Origin of the sequence: Mycobacterium sp., assembly GCF_035506235.1 — a bacterium.
Taxonomy (GTDB): domain Bacteria; phylum Actinomycetota; class Actinomycetes; order Mycobacteriales; family Mycobacteriaceae; genus Mycobacterium.
In genome coordinates, this window is the sequence record NZ_DATJPU010000211.1 from 1 (window position 1) to 20,514 (window position 20,514).

Here is a 20,514-nt window from a genome sequence, read left to right on the forward strand (position 1 = left end):
CCGGACGCACCGCGGGCGCCTGAAGAGTCGACCAGGGACAGCAGGAACCGCGGGGCGTCGATGTCGTAGAGAGCGTCGAAGCCGGTCCGATCGTCCGCTGCACCGATCGTGGCCACGGTGCTGTACTCCGAGACCGGCGCGGAATCCCACCCCACGATCACCTGATAGCGCTCCGACGACCCGTCGGCGTAGTCGAAGTCGACCAGCACCAGGTCGAGCTCCTCCCGGAGCGGGACGACGACCGCCGCCTCGGCGCGGGACAGTTCCCGGTTGCGTCCGGCGTACCAGCGTTGCTGAGGCAGCCACTCGGACCAAGGCAGCTTGGCGGGGCTCCCGGACGGGACAGTCATGCGTTCTCCTCAGATGCGGGGGACAACTGGAACCAGTAGAACCCGTGTCCCGGCAGTGTCAGCAGGTAGGGCAGGTGGCCGACGCGGGGAAATTCCACGTGCCCGGTCAGCTCCACCGGCGTGCAGCCGCTCCACTGCTGCAGGTTCAGCTCGATCGGCTGGGGGAACCGCGACAGGTTGTTGACGCACAGCACGACGTCTCCGTCATCGCCCGCCCGGCGCACGAAGGCCAGCACGGAGGGGTTCGACCCGCCGAGTTCCTCGAAGTTGCCGATCGCGAAAGCTTTGTGCCGCCCCCGCACCGACAGCATCATCCGGGTGAAGTTGAGCAGGGACGTCGAGGTGTCGCGCTGGGCCTCCACGTTGACGGCCTGGTAGCCGTAGACCGGGTCCTGGCTGGGCGGCAGGTAGAGCCGACCGGGGTTGGCCGAGGAGAACCCGGCGTTGCGGTCCGGTGTCCACTGCATCGGGGTACGCACCCCGTCGCGGTCCCCCAGCCAGATCACGTCGCCCATGCCGATCTCGTCGCCGTAGTACAGGACCGGCGAGCCCGGCAGCGACAGCAGCAGCGCGGTGAACAGCTCGATCTGGTTGCGGTCGTTGTCCAGCAGGGGCGCCAGGCGGCGGCGAATTCCGACGTTCGCCTTCATCCGCGGGTCCTTGGCGTACTCGGAGTACATGTAGTCGCGCTCTTCGTCGGTGACCATTTCCAGCGTCAACTCGTCGTGGTTGCGCAGAAAGATCCCCCACTGGGCCATGTCGGGGATGGCGGGCGTCTGGGCCAGGATCTCCGAGATCGGAAACCGCGATTCGCGGCGGACGGCCATGAAGATGCGCGGCATCAGCGGGAAATGGAACGCCATGTGGCATTCGTCGCCGCCGGTGCTGGCGTCCCCGAAGTACTCGACCACGTCGCCCGGCCACTGATTGGCCTCGGCCAGCAATACCCGGCCGGGGAACTCGTCGTCGACGACCTTGCGCACGCGCCTGAGGAACGCGTGGGTCTCGGGGAGGTTCTCGCAGTTGGTGCCCTCTCGTTCGAACAGGTAAGGCACCGCGTCGAGGCGAAACCCGTCGATGCCGAGCCCGAGCCAGAAGCGAATGACGTCGATCATCGCCTCCTGAACGGCCGGGTTGTCGTAGTTCAGGTCGGGCTGGTGGGAGAAGAACCGGTGCCAGTAGAACTGGCGCCGGACCGGATCGAAGGTCCAGTTCGACTCTTCACTGTCGACGAAGATGATGCGGGCGTCGGTGTACTTCTCGCTGGTGTCGCTCCACACGTAGTAGTCGCCGTACGGGCCGTCGGGGTCGTGCCGCGACTCCTGGAACCAGGGGTGTGACTCGGAGGTGTGGTTCATCACCAGGTCGGTGATCACCCGGATCCCCCGCTCGTGAGCCCCGTCGAGCAGCGCGACGAAGTCCTCGACGGTACCGAAATCGGGCAGCACCTTGTAGAAGTCCCGGATGTCGTAGCCGCCGTCGCGCAGCGGTGAGTCGTAGAACGGGGGCAGCCAGATGCAGTCGATCCCGAGCCACTGCAGGTAGTCCAGGCGGTCCATGAGGCCGCGGAGGTCGCCCTGCCCGTCGGCATTGGCGTCGCTGAACGCCCGGACCAGCACCTCGTAGAAAACCGCGTGCTTGAACCACGTGGGATCCGCGGGCAGCGCGGCGGCGTTCTCGAAATCCTCGGCGTCCGGATGTTCGACCACACCGTCTTCGACGTGGCTTCCCGCGGCTGGATCGTGCTCGACAGCTTCTCGTGCGTCGTTCATCAATTCCACGATGCCACGGGTACCCGACGCGGCAGGTCGGGAATCACCACCGTTACGGGGCGACGAAGCACGCTGTGCCACAAGCGAATTGGACGGGAGGCGGGCATCATCCGCGCGGATCTCAGGCCGGCGGTCCGTCCGCCAGCGTCACCGGTCCGCTGCGGTCGCCGCCCGCCTTGGCGCGCCACTGCACGATGATGGTGTCGCCGGGGTGATGCGGGACGAGGACGTCCGTCATCGAGGTGGCCCCGGTGATCGGGACATTGTCGACCCCGGTGATGACGTCACCGGCCGAGATCCCGGCCGCCGCCGCGGGACCGCTGCCGACCACGCGTTCGACCCGCGCGCCGTTGCCGCCGTAGTCCGTGACGCCCAGGCCAAGGAAGGCCGTCGGGCCGATGTGCACCGTGTTCGACCCGGCGCCGGACCGGATCTGTCCGGCCACGCCCATCGCCGTACCGATCGGAATGGCGAAACCCTGACCGCCGGACATCTTGTAGCTGTCGGTGGCGGCGGTGTTCATGCCGATCACCTGCCCGCTTTGGTTGACCATCGGCCCACCCGAGTCACCGGGCCTGATCGCGGCGTCGGCCTGGATCAGCCCGCCCAGGTTCTCCTCGGCGCCGGTCAGCGTGTCGGTGGCCGAGACGGTCTGGTTGAGCGCGACCACTTTGCCGGCCACGGCGCTGGGCGTTCCGCCCTGACCACCGGCGTTGCCCAGCGCGACGACGGGATCGCCGACGGCGACCCCGCCACCGATGTTGGCGCTGGGCAGGCCACCGCCGCCACGAAGCTGCAGGACCGCGACATCGGCGACCCGGTCGTAGCCGATCACGTCGACGGCGTAGGTCTGGCCGTTGCCGACGGCGAACGCGCTGATGTCGGTGGCACCCGAGATCACGTGGTTGTTGGTCAGCACGACACCGCCCGGATCGATGACGATGCCGGTTCCCGCGCCGACCGCGTTGTTGTAGCCGAATTTGGTGCTGATGTCGACCACCTGCGGCCCCACTTTGCCGACGATGCCCGACGGGTCGAGCGGCGCCATGGGCCGGTCGTGGGACGGCCCCGGAGGTACAGCGGACGCCGGCACCGTGGTGAGGCCCAGACCCAGTGCCACCACGGCCAGCACGCTGACTAACCATGACCACCAGACTGAGCGGTGGTGCGATTTGCTCATCCCGTCATCTCCTACTTCCCGATAAGAATCGAAATTTGGCCCAGCCTCCGGCTCTGGGCGCCACGACTAACTGGGTATAACCGTAATGCAGGTAGCTATTCGGGACAGTGGTCAGTCCCTCTGCGGCCCGCTGGCCGCGAGGCCCGCTCAAGACCCCCGGGCCGGCGTGATCGTATGGGTCAGGTGGTGGCCGACGTCACCCACCATGTCGATGAGGGTGAGGTCGCGATAGGAAAACCGCCATTGCCCGTCCACGCGCTCGAATCGATCGTGGTAGCGACCCGCGACGATGGGCTGCAGCGGCAGCGCGTCGGTCTGCTGCAGCACGGTGTAGTAACTGCGGCAGCTCGCGGTGCCCGCCTGCTCGTCGATCTCGATGATCGGATTGGTCGTCACGTGCTTGGTTCGCGGCGTCCCGTCGGGGTGCATCACGATCAGCGACTTCCAAATGCCCAGCAGCCGGTCCGCGTCGATCGTGTCCTGCGCGGCCTGCGAGCCACCGATGCGGATGCGGGCGTGCTCGAAGAGCGTCGCCGCTCCTGCGAGGTCGCCGGCGTCGATGCATTCGGCGTAGCGATACAAAAGGTTGGTGATCTGCGTTTCCGCCAGCATGCGGTTAACCTAACGCGGCCGCCCGGCCCATAAGCTGACAACGTGGGCGAATTCGACCCGAAGGTCCGATTCACGCAGTCCCCGATAGCCCGCCTGGCCACGACCGCGCCCGGCGGCGCGCCGCACCTGGTGCCGGTGGTTTTCGCCGTCGGCGAGCAGGACGTCGTGTACACCGCCGTCGACGCGAAGCCGAAATCGACGCGGCGGCTGCGCCGCCTGGCCAACATCGAGGGCAATCCCCAGGTCAGCCTGCTCGTGGACCACTACGACGACGATTGGTCGCGGCTGTGGTGGGTCCGGGCCGACGGCCTCGCCGCGATTCATTCCGGCGGCCAGGCGGCGGACACCGGGTTTCGGTTGCTGCGCGCCAAATACCCCCAGTACCAGTCCGTTTCGTTGAACGGCCCGGTGATCGCGGTCACGGTGCGGCGCTGGTCCAGCTGGCACGCCTGACGCGCGCGGCGCCGGCACCGGCACACCCATGACGGGCCGGCCCCGATTGTGGCCGGCCGGTGGCCTTGTGTTGGGCGGCAGTTGGGGGAAAAGTTGCTTACAGCGTCCTGTGGTCCAGGCCACACCGCGCCATAGCGCTGCAGAACTGGAGGAAAGTCATGGCGGACAAGGCGAACGCTTCCCAGGGCGCGGGGGCCGCTCCCACCGCGAGCGGTCCGGGCAATGTTCGCAATGTGGTCCTGGTGGGGCCGTCGAGCGGCGGCAAGACCACCCTGGTCGAGGCCCTGCTGGTGGCCGGCGGTGTGCTGTCCCGCGCGGGCTCGGTCACCGACGGCAGCACGATCTGCGACTACGACGAGGCCGAGATCCGGCAGCAGCGCTCGGTGGGCGTCGCCGTGGCGTCCCTTTCGCACGACGGCATCAAGGTCAACCTGGTGGACACGCCCGGCTACGCCGACTTCGTGGGCGAGTTGCGGGCCGGCCTGCGCGCGGCCGATTGCGCGCTGTTCGTGATCGCGGCGAACGAGGGTGTCGACGAGCCGACCAAGTCGCTCTGGCAGGAGTGCAGCCAGGTCGGGATGCCGCGCGCCGTCGTGATCACTAAGCTCGACCACGCGCGCGCGAACTATCAGGAGGCGCTGGCCGCCGCGCAAAACGCGTTCGGCGACAAGGTCTTACCGCTTTACCTGCCGACGTCTGACGGCCTGGTCGGCCTGCTGTCGCAGCGGCGCTACCAGTACACGGACGGCAAGCGGACCATCCTCGAGCCCGAGCCGTCGGACGCCGAACGCATCGAGGAGGCGCGCGGCACCCTGATCGAAGGGATCATCGAGGAATCCGAGGACGAGTCGCTGATGGAGCGCTATCTCGGCGGCGAGTCGATCGACGAGTCGGTGCTGATCGCAGACCTGGAGAAAGCCGTCGCCCGCGCCTCGTTCTTCCCGGTGATCCCGGTGTGCAGCGGCACCGGCGTCGGCACCCTGGAACTGCTGGAGGTCGCCACCCGGGGATTCCCGTCCCCGATGGAACACCCGCTACCGGAAGTCTTCACGCCGAACGGTGCCACGCACGCGACGCTGGCGTGCGACACCGACGCGCCGTTGCTCGCGGAGGTGGTGAAGACTACGTCGGACCCCTACGTCGGCAGGGTGAGCCTGGTCCGGGTGTTTTCCGGGACCATCAGGCCCGACACGACGGTTCATGTGTCGGGCCATTTTGCGTCGTTCTTCGGCGCGGCCAACGGCTCCAACTCCCACGGGAACTCGCACCCCGACCACGACGAGGACGAACGCATCGGGGTGCTGTCCTTCCCGCTCGGCAAGCAGCAGCGCCCCGCGGCCGCCGTGGTGGCCGGCGACATCTGCGCGATCGGCAAGCTGAGCCGCGCCGAAACCGGCGACACCCTTTCGGACAAGTCGGAGCCGCTGGTCCTCAAGCCCTGGACGATGCCGGAGCCGCTGCTGCCGGTGGCCATTCAGGCGCACGCCAAGACCGACGAAGACAAGCTGTCCGTCGGGCTGGGGCGGCTGGCCGCCGAGGACCCGACGCTGCGGATCGAGCAGAACCAGGAGACGCATCAGATCGTGCTGTGGTGCATGGGGGAGGCCCACGCCGGCGTCGTCCTGGACGCGCTGGCGAACCGGTACGGCGTCACCGTGGACACGGTCGACCTGCGCGTCCCGCTGCGAGAAACCTTCGCCGGCAAGGCGAAAGGACACGGCCGCCACGTCAAGCAGTCGGGCGGGCATGGCCAGTACGCGGTCTGCGACATCGAGGTGGAGCCGCTGCCGGAGGGCGCGGGATTCGAGTTCGTCGACAAGGTGGTGGGCGGAGCGGTGCCGCGCCAGTTCATCCCGAGCGTGGAGAAGGGCGTCCGCGCGCAGATGGAAAAGGGCGTGCACGCCGGTTACCCGGTCGTCGACATCCGGGTCACGCTGTTCGACGGCAAGGCCCACAGCGTGGACTCGTCGGACTTCGCGTTCCAGGCCGCGGGTGCGCTGGCCCTGCGCGAGGCGGCGGCGGCGACCAGGGTGGCCCTGCTCGAGCCGATCGACGAGATCTCGGTGCTGGTGCCCGACGACTTCGTCGGTGCGGTGATGGGCGACCTGTCCGGGCGCCGCGGCCGGGTGCTGGGCAGCGACACCGCCGGCCACGAACGCACGGTGGTCAGGGCCGAGGTGCCTCAGGTCGAGCTGACCCGGTACGCCATCGACCTGCGATCGCTCTCGCACGGAGCCGCATCGTTCACCCGCTCGTTCGCAAGGTACGAACCCATGCCGGAGTCCGCGGCCGCCCGGATGAAAACCACGGCGTGACAACCGATTCGAGCGTCACCTAGGCCCCGCGGCCGAATTGGTCGGCCACGGCGCGGCGGTCCAGCGAGCCTTTCGCGGTATGCGGCAGCGCGCTGGCCTCCTGGAAGGCGGCGGGCACCTCGAAGGCCGCCAGCCGCTCGCGGCAGAACACCGCGAACTCGGCCGGTGTGGGTGCGGGCGACTCCCGGGGAACGATCACCGCGGCCACCGTCTCCCCGTACATCTTGTCCGGCAGTCCGAACACGGCCACCTCCAGGACGTTGGGGTGCGTGGCCAGCACGCCCTCGACGCGTTCCGGCGAAATCTTCTCGCCGCCCCGGTTGATCAGTTCCTTGATCCGGCCCTGGATGATCAGGTCCCCGGCCGGCGACAGCGAGCCCAAATCGCCGGTGCGCAACCAGCCGTCGGTGAAGTTGGCGGCGGTGATCGCCGGGTCGCCGAGGTAGCCGCGCACCACGGTGGGACCACGCAGCCAGACCTCCCCGACGGCATCCGGGGGCAGGGGCTGACCGTCGGGTCCCGCGATCCGGATCTCCGGCCCGGTCGACTCACCGACGAGACCGCCCGTGGCGGCAGGGTTTTCGCTTTGTCCGATGCCCGTCGTCGCGACCTGATGAGTCGCCTCCGTCATGCCGAAGGCGCACACCACCGATGCCGAAAACGTCTCCTGGAGCGCCCTGGCCGTTTCCGGGGTGAGCGGCGCGCTGCAGCTGCGGATAAACCGCAGGACGGCCCGCTTGTTGCCCGGGCGCTCAGTCTTGCTGCGCTCCAAGAGGATCTGGTGGATGGTCGGCACGGCGGTGTACCAGGTGGCCCCGACGGCGTCGATGTCGTCCCAGAACGTGTGCGCCGAGAACCGACCACGCGCCGGCAGCAGCACCGTGCCTCCGGACGCCAGGGTCGACAGCAATGCGGCGATCAGGCCGTGACCGTGGTAGAGCGGCATCACCGCGACCGTCGCGTCCTGTGGCCCCAGCCCGTAGCCCGCGATGATCGCCCGCACCGAGTTGGCGATGTTGTCGTGCGTCCACGGGACCATCTTCGGCAGCCCCGTGGTCCCGCCGGTGAACATGATCATGGCGTCGTCGTCCCGCAGCCCCTCGGGCGTCGAGACGTCTCCCTCCGGCGGCGTCGCCGCGTCGAGGTGGACCGCCGGGGTGCCCTGGCCGCGGCCGACGTTCACCGCGATCGGCCACCGGCGCAAGCCCGGCTCCCGCTCATCGCCGGGGCCGTCACCGTCGACCAGCACCGCCCGCGCCCCCACCGCCTCGGTCCGGGTGCGCTGGTCGCCGACCGGCAGGGCCGGGTCCAACGGAACCGCGACCAGCCCCGCCCGCGACGCCGCCAGCAGGCCGACGACGAACTCGGCGTTGCTGCCGGCGCGCAGCGCGACCCGATCGCCCGCCAGCAGCCCGGCCCGCTTCAGCTGCCCAGCCAGGTCGTCGACCAGGCCGATCAGGTCGCGGTAGCTCACCGGTATGCGATCGGGGGTGACGACGAGCGCCGGGGCGTCGGGCCGCCGGCTCGCCGCCACCTCGACCAGGTCAGCGACAACGTGATCGCTCGTCCTCATCGCCACACTCCTTCCTTTCGTTGTGAAGCTCCTGCAGGCACCATGCCGCGCTACCGCCGTGCCCGTCCAATACCGATCCGCTCACTATTGATAGGCCACGACTATTGATAGACGGCGTGGATCGCTGCATAGCGGCTTAGTGTTGGACAGCCGCGCGCACCGACACAACAGTGCATGGCAGGGCCAGATACGGCACACGCACACGAGGAGTCGCCACCATGACCACCGTTTCGGCATCTCCCAGCAAAGCGACCCGCTTGACCGACGGCTTCCATCTCGTCGTTGATGCCCTCAAGGCCAACGACGTCGACACCATCTACGGCATCGTCGGCATCCCGGTCACCGACCTCGCCCGCACCGCGCAGGCGTCGGGAATCCGCTACATCGGCTTTCGGCAGGAGGCCTCGGCCGGCAACGCGGCCGCCGCCGCCGGGTTTCTCACCCGGCGGCCCGGCGTGTGCCTCACCACGTCCGGGCCGGGTTTCCTCAACGGCCTGCCCGCGCTGGCGAACGCGACCGCGAACTGCTTTCCCATGATTCAGATTTCAGGCTCGAGCAACCGGGCGATGGTGGATTTGCAGCGCGGTGACTACCAGGACGTCGATCAGCTCACCGCCGCAAGGCCTTTCGCGAAGGCAGCGTATCGAATCGGCCGGATCGAGGACATCGGGCGGGGCGTGGCACGCGCGATTCGCACCGCGGCCTCCGGGCGGCCGGGCGGCGTCTACCTCGACATCCCCGGCGAGATCTTGGGCCAGGCCATGGACGCCTCGGCGGCCACCGACACCCTGTGGCGGGTCGTCGATCCCGCGCCCCGGCAGCTGCCGGCGCCGGAGGCAGTCGATCGCGCGCTGGAGGTGCTCGGGCGGGCGCAGCGGCCGCTGGTCGTGCTCGGCAAGGGCGCCGCCTACACTCAGGCCGACGACGTGATCCGGAATTTCGTGGAGGCCACCCGGATTCCGTTCCTGCCGATGTCGATGGCCAAGGGGCTGCTGCCCGACTCGCACCCGCAGTCGGCCGGGGCCGCGCGCTCATTGGCGATAGCCCGCGCGGACGTGGTCTTGCTGGTGGGTGCCCGGCTGAATTGGCTACTCGGGCACGGGGAGTCGCCGCAATGGTCCGCCGACGCCAAGTTCGTGCAGGTCGACATCGCCGCGGCGGAACTCGACAGCAACCGGCCGATAGCGGCGCCCCTGGTCGGTGACATCGGGTCGGTGCTGGCGGCGCTCTGTGACGGACTGGCCGCGCACCCGATCGTCGCGCCCGCCGAATGGGTCAACGAGCTGGCCGACCGCAGGGCCCGCAACGAGGCCAAGATGCGACACCGGCTGGCCGAAGATCCGCACCCGATGCGGTTTTACAACGCGCTGGGCGCGGTTCGCGCTGTGTTGCAGGAGAACCCAGGGGTCTATGTGGTCAACGAGGGGGCCAATGCGCTGGATTTGGCGCGCAATGTCATCGACATGGAGTTGCCGCGGCGTCGGCTCGACACGGGCACCTGGGGCGTGATGGGCATCGGCATGGGATACGCCATCGCCGCGGCGGTGGAGACCGGCGACCCGGTCGTCGCGATCGAAGGCGATAGCGCTTTCGGCTTTTCCGGCATGGAGGTCGAGACGATCTGCCGCTACCGGCTGCCGGTGACCGTCGTCATCCTCAACAACGGCGGCGTCTACCGCGGCGACGAGATCGTGGCGGGCGCGGCCGCAAAAAGGTCAGACCCCGCGCCGACCGTGCTCAACGCGCGGGCGCGTCACGAGCTGATCGCGGAGGCGTTCGGCGGCAAGGGATATCACGTCACCACCCCGTCGGAGCTGCGCGCGGCGCTGGCCGACGCGGTCGCCTCCCGCGGGCCGTCGGTCATCGACTGCGAGCTCGACCCGGCGGCCGGCATGGAAAGCGGCCATCTGGCCGGTCTCAACCCGACCAGCGCGGCCACACCCCCGATCAGCGCCGGCGCGTGATGGACAATAGCTGGGTGTCGAAGAACTCGCCCAGGGCGAGTTCCTGAGCGGATGCGGTGAGCGCACGCGCGACGGGTGAGCCCGGACCGGACGCATTCGTGGCCAACGCGATCTCGGCTTTGAGCATCGGTTGGACCATCTCGACCGCGCGGACCTCGGCGCCCAGCGGCGACGTCCACAGCCAGGTGTGCGGAACGATGCACGCCCAGTTTCCCGTCGCCACCTGAGCCAATAACGAAGCGACGGAGTCGGTTTCGACCTGCGGGGTGACGGTGATGGCGTGGCCGGCGAAGGCTTCGTCGATGATCTGGCGGTCCCGCATGTCGGCGGTGAGCAACGCCAGCGGCAGTTGCGCGGCCTCCGGCCAGGTCAGCGTCGACGCCCCGGCGGGCAACATGTTGGCCGTCGACAGCAGCACGTAGTGCTCCTCGTAGAGCGGCACCAGGTTCACGTCGTGAGCTTCGTCGGTGGCGGTGTGCACGATGGCGGCGTCCAGGTCGAACTCGCGCAGCCGCCGGTACAGCTCGGTGGCGGCCAGCCGGGAGAGGATCTGCACCTTGGCCAGCGGATGCGCCGAGCAGAACGCGGAGAGCACCAGGGATGCCGTCGTGGAGGCGGTCGGAACCGTGCCGAGCCGAAGCGTTCCCGCGATCCCGGACCGCACCGCGTGCACCTCGGCCTTGAACGCGTCGTGTTCGGCGAGAATTCGCTTGGCCCACACGACCAATCGTTCCCCTTCGGGCGTCAGACCCTCGAAGCTGTGCCCGCGGTTGATCAGCGTGACGTTCAGCTCTCGTTCGAGCTTGGCGATGGCGGCGGACAGCGCGGGCTGCGAGACGTAGCACTTCTCGGCGGCCCGGGCGAAGTGGCGCTCCTGGGCGACCGCAACGAAGTACTCCAGTTGACGGAAAAGCACCCCACTCCTCTTGTTCGGGCTCGGCCTTCGGGCACCGACTTCGCTGAGGCTAACCCGCGGCTAGCACCCCAGCCAATCGAGTGTCTCCGACAGGCTCAGGACATCCGCTCCGATCGCACGGCACTCTGCGACGCCCCGGTCATAGAGGCCGGAGATCGCGTCGGAAACCAGGACGATCCGGAAGTCGCGTTCGGACGCCTCGTAGATCGACGTGCGGGGGCAGTTCGGAAAGTTGCACCCCGCGAAAACCAACGTGTCGCTGCCGTTTTCGCGCAGATGACGCTCGAGCGCGGTGCCGTAGAAGGCGCCCCACCGCGGTTTGTACATCACGTGCTCGGCGGCGCCCACTCGTTGGAAACCACCGACCAGGAGCAACTCGTGTTCCAACTCAACGGATTTGGGCAGGAGTTCGGTGACGATCTGCGAACCGGCGCTACCGGGCACGGCGATTCGGGCGCCCCGCGCTATCGATTCCCGCCGCACCAGGTCGGCGTTCGACCCGTCCGGCAGATAAAGCCGGATGACGTGCACGATGGGGAGCCCCCGCCGCCGGAAGGCTGCCGCCAACTGCGCCATCGCCGGGATCGCGGCACGCGTGCCAGCAACCGGCATCGGGGCACGATCACCGGGGTTGCCGGCGGTGTCGATGAAGTCGCGCTGCACGTCGATCAGGATCAGGGCCGCCGCACCCGCCCTCGGACGCGTGTAGCGATCGTTTGCGGTCATGTCGCCCCTCGTCGGCTCTGCCCTTGCTGTGATCGCGCTCATCCGGTGATCTCACCGTTATCGTGGCGGGCCAGCGAAGCCGCCATTGTTTGCTGAAAATGGTAATGAACCGACAGCCAGTAGAATATCGTTGTGTCAGTTGAGCCATCGCAAAGGGTAAGCGCCATGCATCGAGCGTTTCGTTATCTGTTCGTTATGGTAGCGATTGCCGGCATGGGCGCGTTGGGGAGCGCTGCCCGCGGCGCGGCCGCCGTCCCCCTGCCCGAGCCGGTCCCCGGAGTTGCGTCGGTTTCGCCCGCTGACGGCGCGGTGGTGGGCGTGGCACACCCGCTCGTGGTCACGTTCACCGCGCCGGTCACCGACCGTGCCGCCGCCGAGCGGGCCATCCACGTTTCGTCGCCGAGCAATACCCCGGGACACTTCGAGTGGGTCGAAAGCAACGTCGTCCAATGGGTTCCGAACCACTACTGGCCCGCCCACACCCATGTCTCGGCGGGTGTGCAGGCCCTCACGACGGGCTTTGACACCGGTGACGAACTGCTCGGTGTCGCCAGCCTCTCCGGGCACACCTTCACCGTCAGCCGCAACGGCGAAGTCCTGCGCACGATGCCGGCGTCGATGGGTAAGCCCAGCCGGCCTACACCGATCGGCAACTTCACCGCGCTGGAGAAGGATCGCACCGTGGTGATGGACTCGCGGACCATCGGCATCCCGCTGAGTTCGCCCGAGGGCTACAAGATCACGGCGCAGTACGCCGTCCGGGTCACCTGGAGCGGTGTGTATGTGCACTCGGCCCCATGGTCGGTCGACTCGCAGGGCCACGCCAACGTCAGCCATGGGTGCATCAACCTGAGCCCCGACAACGCCGCGTGGTATTTCAACCAGGTCAACGTCGGCGACCCTATCCAGGTCGTGGCCTGACGCTTTCGTTCAGACCTAGCCGGGCAACCCGCTTTTGATCGCGGCGTCTTGCTTGCGCCCGACATCGGTCGCGATGCCCGGATCGATCGGATCGTTGGGCGCGCTGTCGAATTCGATGTTGACGACGGCCTTGCCCTCGCTGAACAGCAACACCGTCACCGCTTGGGAGTTGTCCGGGGAATTACCGGAGATCATGAAGCCGTTGGAGCCGACATCGACAGGCTGCCACGTGCCGCTGACCTTGCCCACATAATTGGTCTTGGTGTTCTCGATTCCCGCCTTTGCCACCGCGGGATCGGCGACGATCAGGATGGTGTCGCCGATCCGGCGGCTGTTGTCGGGATTGGCGAAAAGCTGTGCGACGCCGGGCGCATTGTTGGGGTTCAGGACGGGGGGCTGGGGGGTTTTGAAATCTCCGCCGATGTCGCTGGGCTTGATCAGCAACGAACTGTAATCGGTGGGTTGGCCCGGCGACGGAGCGGTCACCGTGCCCGCAGCGCTCGACGACGTGGGAGCGCCCGAGGACGATGTCGGGGACGAGGGCGTCGAGGTCTTCTCGTCAGTGCCGCAGCCGGAGACCGCGGTCCCGACCACGACGGTGGCGACGATCCAGCCGGCGACAGAGATCCGGGCGAGATCCATGGCGTTCCTTCCGCGTCGATCCACAGTTCGGCCGCGGCGCCTGACGCTACTGCGAAATGCCTGCGGGAACAAGGGCGGCGCCGCGGGACCGGCCGGGGCGGGTGCCCGGCCTATGCTGGCGCGGGCAAGGGCCATTGGGTGAAGGAGGGCGATATGACTGCTGGGGTGGCGCGTGCCGTGCGGTTCGACCGTTACGGGGGCCGTGACGTTTTGTACGTGGCGGATGTGGACATGCCGTCGCCCGGCCCAGGCGAAGTGGGTCGTCGAGGTTCGCGCCGCCGGGATCAATCCCGGCGAGGCCGCCATCCGAACCGGGGCTCTGCACGACATGTTTCCCGCCACCTTTCCGTCCGGTGAGGGCAGCGACCTCGCGGGGGTCGTGACGGCCGTAGGACCCGGAGTCACCGAGTTCGCCGTCGGCGACGAGGTGCTGGGGTTCAGCTTGCGCCGATCCAGCCACGCCACCCACACCGCTGTCCCGGTGGATCAGCTGATCCGCAAACCCGCCGAAATGAGTTGGGAGACCGCGGGTTCGCAGTACGTGGTCGGTGTGACCGCGTACGCCGCCGTCCGCGCGGTCGACCCGCAACCGGGCGAGACGGTCGCCGTTTCGGCGGCCGTGGGCGGCGTCGGCAGCCTCGTCGTGCAGCTGCTGGTCCTGCGCAAGGCGCGGGTGCTCGGCATCGCGGGTCCCGGCAACTTCGACTGGCTGCGCGCCCACGGCGTCACCCCGGTCGCCTATGGCGACGGGCTGGCAGATCGGCTGCGGGAGGCGGCACCGAACGGAATCGACGCGTTCATCGACCTGTTCGGTCCCGAATACGTCCAGCTTGCAGTGGATCTCGGCGTCGCACCCGAGCGCATCGACACGATCATCGCGTTCCAGAAGGCCGGCGAGGTCGGCGCCAAGACCGAAGGCAGCGCCGATGCGTCGACAACGGAGGTGCTTGCCGAGATGGCCGACCTGATCGTCGCCGGCGCGATCGATTTCGAGGTCGCGGCCACCTATCCGCTGGATCGGGTCGCCGACGCCTACGAAGAACTCGAGAAGCGGCACACCCGCGCGGCACAATCGTTCTGCTGCAACAAGATTCGCCTTAGTTCTCGGCGAGTCAGGCCAGCCCGGCCTGCACGATCTTGACGACGACGAACACGACGGCCACTGCCAGATAGGCGCGGAGCGTGAACAGCCCCGCCCGACGGGCCGGCGACATGTGCGGCCGGGGAAGCATGGCAAGGTTGGGGGTCTGCCAGTCCGACCGGTCCTGCCGTCGCACGGCGCGCCGTTCGGCGGGCGTCAGCGACGGAGTGTCATCGAGTTCGTCGACCTCCTCGGGGTCCAAACCACCGCCGAGCGTGCCCACGATGGCTTCGGCGTCGCGCCGGTCGCGGTAGCGGCGGCCCGCCACGATCGTGGCGGCCCCGCCGGCGATGCCGGTCGCCGCGCCGACCGCCAGTCCGGCCTCGATGGTGGCCGCGGAAAGGCCCGGGAAGAAGGTCGTCGCCGTCAGCGCCAGCGACAACAGCACCAGACACCACACGATGGTCCACGCGACGATGTTCTGCCGCACCGTGTTTACCCATGGGCCGAGGACCGTGCGGTCGTTGCACAGCAGGACCAGGAACACGGTCGCCGAGGGCAGCAGGACGCCGGCGAGCGCCTGCACGCCCTGCGTCACCAGGCCGAGGATGTGGTCCGGGCTGAACCCGACCGCGGCGGACACGGCGAGCAATATCGCGTAGCCGCCGTAAAACAGCGGGGCCTCGCTGACCTTCCAATGCAGCGAATGCCGCTTGCCCAGCGCGTCGCCGATCGCGTACGTGGTGGCCAGCCCGATCGCGTTGGCGCCGATCAGCGACGCGTCCAGCAGGATGATCGCGAACAGCACCCCGATCGTGCCGCCGAGGTGCCTGGCCAACCCCGACGCGACCGCACCGGCGTCGGTGAAGGCACCGACGTCGGCGGTGCCGGCCAGCCCGAACGCCGCCACCGCCATCAGGGCCGTCGCCCCGACCATGACCACGACGATTCCGATCACCAAATCGGCTCGCGCGTAGGCAATCCAGCGGACCGTGATGCGCTTGTCCACCACGTTCGACTGCTGGAAGAACAACTGCCAGGGGGCCACCGTGGTGCCCACGATCGCGACGACCAACAGCAGGACGGTGGAGTTGAGCCCGCCCGGGAACTGCGGCATCAGCCCGCCCGCCGCCTCCTTCAGCGCGGGATGCACCATCAGCACCATCGGGACGATCAGGACGTTCACCGCGATCAGCAGGAACATCAGTCCCTCCCAGCGGCGGAACGAGCCGCCGGCCACCACGGCGAACAACAACACGGCGGCGGCCGGGATCGCGACGATTTTTGGGCAGCCCAGGAAGCCGAGTGCCAGTGCTACACCGATGAATTCGGTGACGATGGTCAGCGCGTTGAGGATCAGCAGATCCCCGACGCTGAAGGCGCCCCAGAACCTGCCGAAGCGCTCGAAGATCAACCGGGCGTGACCGACCCGGGTGACCGCGCCCAGCCGCAGCACCATTTCCTGGTTCACGTACAGCACCGGGATCAGCAGCGCCAGCGTCCACAACAGGCCCATCCCGTAGTTCTGCCCCGCCTGCGCGTAGGTCGCCACGCCGCCGGCGTCGTTGTCGCCCACCATCACGATCAGGCCGGGACCGGTGATGACGAGCAACGTCCGCAGGTGCCGCCAGCGGCCACCGAAAGCGCCGGTGCCGTCGCGCCGGATGCGGCCGAACGCGCCGACGATGTCGCCGGTGTGCGCGGAATCCAGCACGGCCTGGCCGCGGTGGCCGCCGCGAGCCGGGATCGAACGGGTCATCGGTGGTCGCCCGGCCGGTCCGACGGATGTCCACCGAGCGAGGCGGTGACCACCGCGATCGGCATCCGCGAGACGTACAGGTTGGCGCGCTCCTGCGGAGTCAGGGTGGCACGCGCGCGCATCTTGGACGCCCACTGCCGACCCGCGCGCAGCATCGAGCCACCACGCGCCCTGGAAACATTGGAAAGGCGCTGTGTGACAACAAAAGCCATGATCTTCTCCTGTCGCAGGTCCGATCGGCTCGTGGCATGCGCAGCGGCCCGCGCGGCGCGCAGGGCCTGACCGGCGCCCGAGAAGTCAGGCGGCGGAAGGAATGCCGGAACCGGATCGGGACAAGACGGATTTCGGATAGGGACTGTCGCCGGGACTCATCTCGCCCTCACCTCCTCACGGCCGGGACACACACGGGTGTCATCACATTCACCTGAACCGGGAGAGGCACGAATGACCAACGGCGAACCGCCGGTTGCACCCCTCTCGTCGGAGCTTCGGCACTGCACGGCGTATCCGGAACATCGTCCGGAAGCCACTTGGGCTCAACCCTTGGGTCCGGGAAGAGCTGTCCTGACCCGGGGCGTCTCTCGACGTTCGGGGTCAGTGGCCTGTATCCATGCAGACGCCTCACCTACCGAGGTGCTTGCTCATCCATCTTGCACTGAGCCCGCATGCTCGTCAAACTCGTTTACGCAACCTTGACGTCGGTTCCTGTTAACCGCGCCGTACGCCGAGTGTCACGCCAGCGTGACCGCCGGCGTCGAGTGTCGCGCTGGCATTACGCTCGAGGGAGCCGGCTTAACCGAGGCCCGCACGGTCTCTCCGTGGGACCACCCGCCGTCGAGGCCTACCCTCGAAAACATGGCTAATACTTTGCAGGCGCCCAACGTCGCGGCGGTGCTCGACCGGATGTACGCCGAAACGAAAGAACAGATGTCGCGGTTGCGCGAGATGCACGGTGATTTCGACCGCCCGATGAGCGCGCAGGAGCGCGCCGACGCCATGAGCGAGTTCTACATCCCGGTGACGCCGGAAGCCGGCCGCCTGCTGTATGCACTGGTGCGCGCGACCCGCCCGGCGACGATCGTCGAATTCGGAATGTCGTTCGGAATCTCCGCGGTGCACTTGGCATCGGCGGTGCGCGACAACGGCACCGGCCGGGTGGTGACCACCGAGCTCAGCGCACCCAAGATCGCCGCGGCCAGGCGGACATTCGCCGAGACCGGCCTGGACGACGTGATCACCATCCTCGAGGGAGACGCGCTGACCACGCTGGCCGACCTGGACGGACCCGTGGATTTCGTGCTCCTCGACGGCTGGAAGGACCTCTACCTGCCGGTGATCGAGCTGCTCGAACCGCGCCTGGCGACGGGCGCGTTGGTCATCGCCGACAACGCCAACGCCGCCGACACCCGCCCCTATCTCGACCGGGTGCGCGACCCGGCCAACGGCTATGTGAGCTTCAACTTCTCCGTCCGGGAGAGTGACAGCATGGAAATCAGCTGCCGCACGGGCGATTAAGGGCTATCGCAAAGATTCCTCGAGCCAGGGCGTCAGCCATTTCACCCCTTCCGGGGTGAGGTGGACGCCGTCGCTGCGGATCTTGATGCCGTCGACCTTGGCGGTGTAAACGCCGTCGGGACACAGCTTCTTGTTCAGGTCGAGGATCTGGACGCCTCCGTGGTGGGCAACGGTCTTGCGCAGCATGGTGTTCCACAGGTTGACACGATCGGGTTGGTCCTCGGGGTACAGCCGGCCGTCCGGCTTTTCGCCGCCCCGGCTGTAGGGCAGCGCGGCAACCACCACTCGCGCGCCGGTGGAGCCCACGATGTTCAGCGCCCGCTCGAGCTCGCCGTTGAGGTAGGCGTCGAACGTGGGGTCGCCGATGTGCGTCCACTGGCCCTCGTTGACGCGATCGACCGTCTCCCAGCGGCCGACGATCAACAGCGCGACGTCCGGCTGGTCCTGGCTCACCTGCGCCGACCATCTGATGGGCCAGCCGTCGCATTCGGGCCTCTGCTCGAGGGTTTGGCCGATGTACCGGTACGGAGTCCCGCGCACCAGGCTGCAGCCGATGACGGTGTGGTCGAGGAAGGCGAATCCCGGCGTGGGCGGCAGGTAGTGCATCCAGGTCCACCCGATCGAATCGCCGAACACCGAAACCGTGAAGGGACGGTGCGGATCCCGTGGCGCGGGGTGGCTGCCGGCGGGCGGTGAGGGAGAGACCGCGGCGACGGCCGACACGCCCGGCGGCAGGCCCGCCTCGTGCAGGCCCGGCCCGGTTCCCACCGGAATGACCAGCAGCGTCACCGCGGCGGCGCTCGCCACGGTGGCCGCCGCCAGTGGTAACAGCGGCACCCGCGCCGGCCGCCAGCGCCGGATCGGTTGTTCGATCAGCCACCACGACGCGGCGGCCACGGCCACGGTGGCGCCGCACCGGGCGGCGAAGAGCGGCAGCCCCGACCATCCGGTGCGTTCGCCGTTGAGCGCCAAAAAGATTGGCCAGTGCCACAGGTACACACCGTAGGAGATGGTGCCCAGCCACACCAGGGGGCGCAGGGCGAGGAGGCGAGCGATCGCTCCGCGCTGCTCCATGGCAACCGGGGCGACCACGAGGACGGACGCGACGGCCACGCCGATCAGCAGGCCGTGCCGAAACTCGCCGGCGCCGCCGGTCGCGAAGTGGGTCGCGGCCGCCAGGCCGGCCACGCCGGGCAGCGGCAGCAAGCGGGCGACCCGCCGCCCCCACCGGCTCCGGATCAGGCACCAGCCGCGGTTCATCGACGGCCAATCCCTAACCAGCAGAGCGGCCGCCGCGGCGCCGGTCAGCAGGGCCTCCGCGCGGGTGTCGGTGCCGAAATATATCCGGTCCCGCGTGGAGTCGGAGGCGAGCACGATGGCGGCCGCCGCGGAAGCCAGCGCGCCCACGGTCGCGATCAAGAACGTGGCGAACCTTACCCCGCCGACGGTGGCCCGCCTGAAGTAACGCCTGGCCCGCGCGGCCAGCAGCACGGTTACCGCGAACAGCAGGACCGGCCAGACGAAGTAATACTGTTCCTCCACCCCCAGCGACCACGTGTGCTGCAGCGGCGACGGTGGCGCGCCCTGGGTGAAATAGTCCGTCTTCTGGGCGACGAAGCGCCAGTTCGCGACCCACAGGAATGCGGCGAGTGCGTCGTTGCGTAACCCGGTGAGCGACTGGCTGGGCAGCAGCTCGCGGGCCGCGCCCACGGTGAGCACCATCAGCACCAATGCCGGCAGCAGCCGTCGCGCCCGCCGGATCCAAAAGCCGGTCAGCCCAATGCGACCGGTGCGCCGGAGCTCGTCCAGCAGCAGCGAGGTGATCAAGAACCCGCTGAGGACGAAGAAGATGTCGACGCCGATGAAGCCGCCGCCCGCGCCGGGGATGCCGCCGTGCCCGACGAGCACCAGCGCGACCGCGATCGCGCGAAGCCCGTCCAGCGCGGGGATGCCGCTGCGCCGGTCGGGTTGGTCCCAGATCGCGAGGCGGCCGGCGCGGCGCACCGAGGCAACCCATCGCGGCCGCGGAGCAGAACGTGCCGGCGCGGGGTTCCTCCCGCCCGGCTCAGCGTCCGTTGCTAACGCGCCCTGGCCACTCTGTCGCCCGGCGCCAAAGTTGATGCCGATACGTCGCTGCCCCTCCTCTTGATCGCAGCCAGCCTAGTTGCGCGGAAGCCGGGATAGCCGGAAGACACGCGCGCCTATCGCCGTGTATCAGAGCGACCGCCCGAATAGCGTCGGGGTCGACGCGGCCGAGGAAGTCAACTGATCCGCTCACGCGTCAACGTCGTGGGGTCGATGTCGTGAAACCCGCCCCAGTCATCACCCATCGGGTGGTCGAAGCCGAAGCGGCGCAGGACTTCAGCGGATACCTGCAGCAAGAACGCAGCTACCAGCGGCGCGCGGATGATCTTCTCGATCGCGTCGTCGTCTGCACCGATCAGGCAAACCTGCACATAGCACGGCGTGATCGCCATCGGGTCGCGGCCGGCCCGTTCGGCCGATGCCCTTACCGCGCTGAGCATCTCGGCGTAGTGGTCGGGGGTCCATGCCCCGGCCGGCCACCAACCGTCGGCGTAACGCCCGACGATGTCAGCATTCGTGGCCCGCTGGCACCGATCCAGATCGGCGGGAAGCGTCCCTCGTAGGACTCGGTGTCCAGCCGGGCATGATTCAACCGGAAGAACCGCCCGTCGAAGTCCACCGGAGCGTCGCTGTCCCAGAGCAGGCGGATG

Annotated in this window: 16 protein-coding genes, 2 pseudogenes and 1 riboswitch; of the genes and pseudogenes, 6 read left to right on the top strand and 12 right to left on the bottom strand. The window is 68.5% G+C overall.

Annotated elements, in window-relative coordinates; translation table 11 throughout:
* From VMD50_RS19220 to VMD50_RS19235, 4 genes are all read right to left on the bottom strand, one after another.
* Positions 1–350: maltokinase N-terminal cap-like domain-containing protein (locus VMD50_RS19220; protein WP_414686125.1), on the bottom strand; the 350-nt coding region annotated here is incomplete at its 3' end.
* A complete protein-coding gene (gene treS, locus VMD50_RS19225; protein ID WP_325429667.1) occupies positions 347–2,122 on the bottom strand; it encodes a maltose alpha-D-glucosyltransferase in 1,776 nt (591 codons plus the stop codon). The genes VMD50_RS19220 and treS, both read right to left, overlap by 4 nt.
* Positions 2,123–2,243: 121 nt before the next feature.
* Positions 2,244–3,302, bottom strand: a complete 1,059-nt coding sequence (locus VMD50_RS19230; RefSeq protein ID WP_325429668.1) for a S1C family serine protease — start codon at positions 3,300–3,302, stop codon at positions 2,244–2,246.
* 147 nt (positions 3,303–3,449) lie between these two features.
* Entirely contained in the window at positions 3,450–3,914 is a 465-nt protein-coding gene (locus VMD50_RS19235; RefSeq protein WP_325429670.1) for a nuclear transport factor 2 family protein, read from the bottom strand.
* A gap of 42 nt (positions 3,915–3,956) precedes the next feature.
* On the opposite strand from VMD50_RS19235, the gene VMD50_RS19240 reads away from it, so the two are divergent.
* On the top strand, positions 3,957–4,367 hold the full coding sequence (locus VMD50_RS19240; protein WP_325429672.1) for a TIGR03668 family PPOX class F420-dependent oxidoreductase: 411 nt from the start codon (positions 3,957–3,959) through the stop codon (positions 4,365–4,367).
* Positions 4,368–4,525: 158 nt separating this feature from the next.
* Complete coding sequence (locus VMD50_RS19245; protein ID WP_325429674.1) at positions 4,526–6,682, top strand: elongation factor G-like protein EF-G2; 2,157 nt, start codon at positions 4,526–4,528, stop codon at positions 6,680–6,682.
* Positions 6,683–6,701: 19 nt separating this feature from the next.
* On the opposite strand, the gene VMD50_RS19250 is transcribed toward VMD50_RS19245, so the two are convergent.
* On the bottom strand, positions 6,702–8,255 hold the full coding sequence (locus VMD50_RS19250; RefSeq protein ID WP_325429676.1) for a FadD7 family fatty acid--CoA ligase: 1,554 nt from the start codon (positions 8,253–8,255) through the stop codon (positions 6,702–6,704).
* A 218-nt stretch (positions 8,256–8,473) separates the two neighbouring features.
* On the opposite strand from VMD50_RS19250, the gene oxc reads away from it, so the two are divergent.
* The gene (gene oxc, locus VMD50_RS19255; RefSeq protein ID WP_325429678.1) at positions 8,474–10,219 is read left to right on the top strand and encodes an oxalyl-CoA decarboxylase; all 1,746 of its coding nucleotides are present in this window, start codon (positions 8,474–8,476) and stop codon (positions 10,217–10,219) included.
* Here the strand turns inward: oxc and VMD50_RS19260 are convergent.
* Together VMD50_RS19260 and VMD50_RS19265 are read right to left on the bottom strand one after the other, a co-directional pair.
* Entirely contained in the window at positions 10,203–11,135 is a 933-nt protein-coding gene (locus VMD50_RS19260; RefSeq protein ID WP_325429680.1) for a LysR family transcriptional regulator, read from the bottom strand. The genes oxc and VMD50_RS19260 overlap by 17 nt on opposite strands.
* Positions 11,136–11,195: 60 nt before the next feature.
* On the bottom strand, positions 11,196–11,861 hold the full coding sequence (locus tag VMD50_RS19265) for a cysteine hydrolase family protein (protein WP_325429682.1): 666 nt from the start codon (positions 11,859–11,861) through the stop codon (positions 11,196–11,198).
* 165 nt (positions 11,862–12,026) lie between these two features.
* Between VMD50_RS19265 and VMD50_RS19270 the strand changes: the two genes are divergently transcribed.
* Positions 12,027–12,782 carry a L,D-transpeptidase gene (locus VMD50_RS19270; RefSeq protein WP_325429684.1) on the top strand — a complete coding sequence of 252 codons (756 nt, stop codon included), beginning with the start codon at positions 12,027–12,029 and terminating at the stop codon, positions 12,780–12,782.
* Between the two features lie 15 nt (positions 12,783–12,797).
* Here the strand turns inward: VMD50_RS19270 and VMD50_RS19275 are convergent, their stop codons facing one another.
* Positions 12,798–13,424, bottom strand: a complete 627-nt coding sequence (locus VMD50_RS19275; protein ID WP_325429686.1) for a hypothetical protein — start codon at positions 13,422–13,424, stop codon at positions 12,798–12,800.
* Positions 13,425–13,577: 153 nt separating this feature from the next.
* Here VMD50_RS19275 and VMD50_RS19280 point away from each other — a divergent pair.
* A pseudogene (locus tag VMD50_RS19280) lies at positions 13,578–14,525 on the top strand (NADP-dependent oxidoreductase).
* A gap of 11 nt (positions 14,526–14,536) precedes the next feature.
* Here the strand turns inward: VMD50_RS19280 and VMD50_RS19285 are convergent.
* Together VMD50_RS19285 and VMD50_RS19290 are read right to left on the bottom strand one after the other, a co-directional pair.
* On the bottom strand, positions 14,537–16,264 hold the full coding sequence (locus VMD50_RS19285; protein WP_325429688.1) for an NRAMP family divalent metal transporter: 1,728 nt from the start codon (positions 16,262–16,264) through the stop codon (positions 14,537–14,539).
* Positions 16,261–16,476, bottom strand: coding sequence for a hypothetical protein (locus VMD50_RS19290; RefSeq protein WP_325429694.1), 216 nt, complete (start codon positions 16,474–16,476; stop codon positions 16,261–16,263). Before VMD50_RS19290 ends, VMD50_RS19285 begins: the two co-directional genes overlap by 4 nt.
* 253 nt (positions 16,477–16,729) lie before the next feature.
* A riboswitch (M-box (ykoK) riboswitch) is annotated at positions 16,730–16,904 on the bottom strand.
* A 215-nt stretch (positions 16,905–17,119) separates the two neighbouring features.
* Here VMD50_RS19290 and VMD50_RS19295 point away from each other — a divergent pair.
* Positions 17,120–17,779, top strand: a complete 660-nt coding sequence (locus VMD50_RS19295; protein WP_325429690.1) for a class I SAM-dependent methyltransferase — start codon at positions 17,120–17,122, stop codon at positions 17,777–17,779.
* 3 nt (positions 17,780–17,782) lie between these two features.
* On the opposite strand, the gene VMD50_RS19300 is transcribed toward VMD50_RS19295, so the two are convergent.
* A complete protein-coding gene (locus VMD50_RS19300) occupies positions 17,783–19,783 on the bottom strand; it encodes an acyltransferase family protein (protein ID WP_325429692.1) in 2,001 nt (666 codons plus the stop codon).
* A gap of 217 nt (positions 19,784–20,000) precedes the next feature.
* Positions 20,001–20,514 (bottom strand): annotated as a pseudogene (locus tag VMD50_RS19305) (LLM class flavin-dependent oxidoreductase); the annotation flags it as partial.

Coding starts and splice junctions, on each gene's coding strand:
- treS (WP_325429667.1), bottom strand. CDS start 2,122: ATGAACGACGCACGAGAAGCTGTCGAGCACGATCCAGCCGCGGGAAGC.
- VMD50_RS19230 (WP_325429668.1), bottom strand. CDS start 3,302: ATGAGCAAATCGCACCACCGCTCAGTCTGGTGGTCATGGTTAGTCAGC.
- VMD50_RS19235 (WP_325429670.1), bottom strand. CDS start 3,914: ATGCTGGCGGAAACGCAGATCACCAACCTTTTGTATCGCTACGCCGAA.
- VMD50_RS19245 (WP_325429674.1), top strand. CDS start 4,526: ATGGCGGACAAGGCGAACGCTTCCCAGGGCGCGGGGGCCGCTCCCACC.
- VMD50_RS19250 (WP_325429676.1), bottom strand. CDS start 8,255: ATGAGGACGAGCGATCACGTTGTCGCTGACCTGGTCGAGGTGGCGGCG.
- oxc (WP_325429678.1), top strand. CDS start 8,474: ATGACCACCGTTTCGGCATCTCCCAGCAAAGCGACCCGCTTGACCGAC.
- VMD50_RS19265 (WP_325429682.1), bottom strand. CDS start 11,861: ATGACCGCAAACGATCGCTACACGCGTCCGAGGGCGGGTGCGGCGGCC.
- VMD50_RS19270 (WP_325429684.1), top strand. CDS start 12,027: ATGCATCGAGCGTTTCGTTATCTGTTCGTTATGGTAGCGATTGCCGGC.
- VMD50_RS19275 (WP_325429686.1), bottom strand. CDS start 13,424: ATGGATCTCGCCCGGATCTCTGTCGCCGGCTGGATCGTCGCCACCGTC.
- VMD50_RS19285 (WP_325429688.1), bottom strand. CDS start 16,264: ATGACCCGTTCGATCCCGGCTCGCGGCGGCCACCGCGGCCAGGCCGTG.
- VMD50_RS19290 (WP_325429694.1), bottom strand. CDS start 16,476: ATGGCTTTTGTTGTCACACAGCGCCTTTCCAATGTTTCCAGGGCGCGT.
- VMD50_RS19295 (WP_325429690.1), top strand. CDS start 17,120: ATGGCTAATACTTTGCAGGCGCCCAACGTCGCGGCGGTGCTCGACCGG.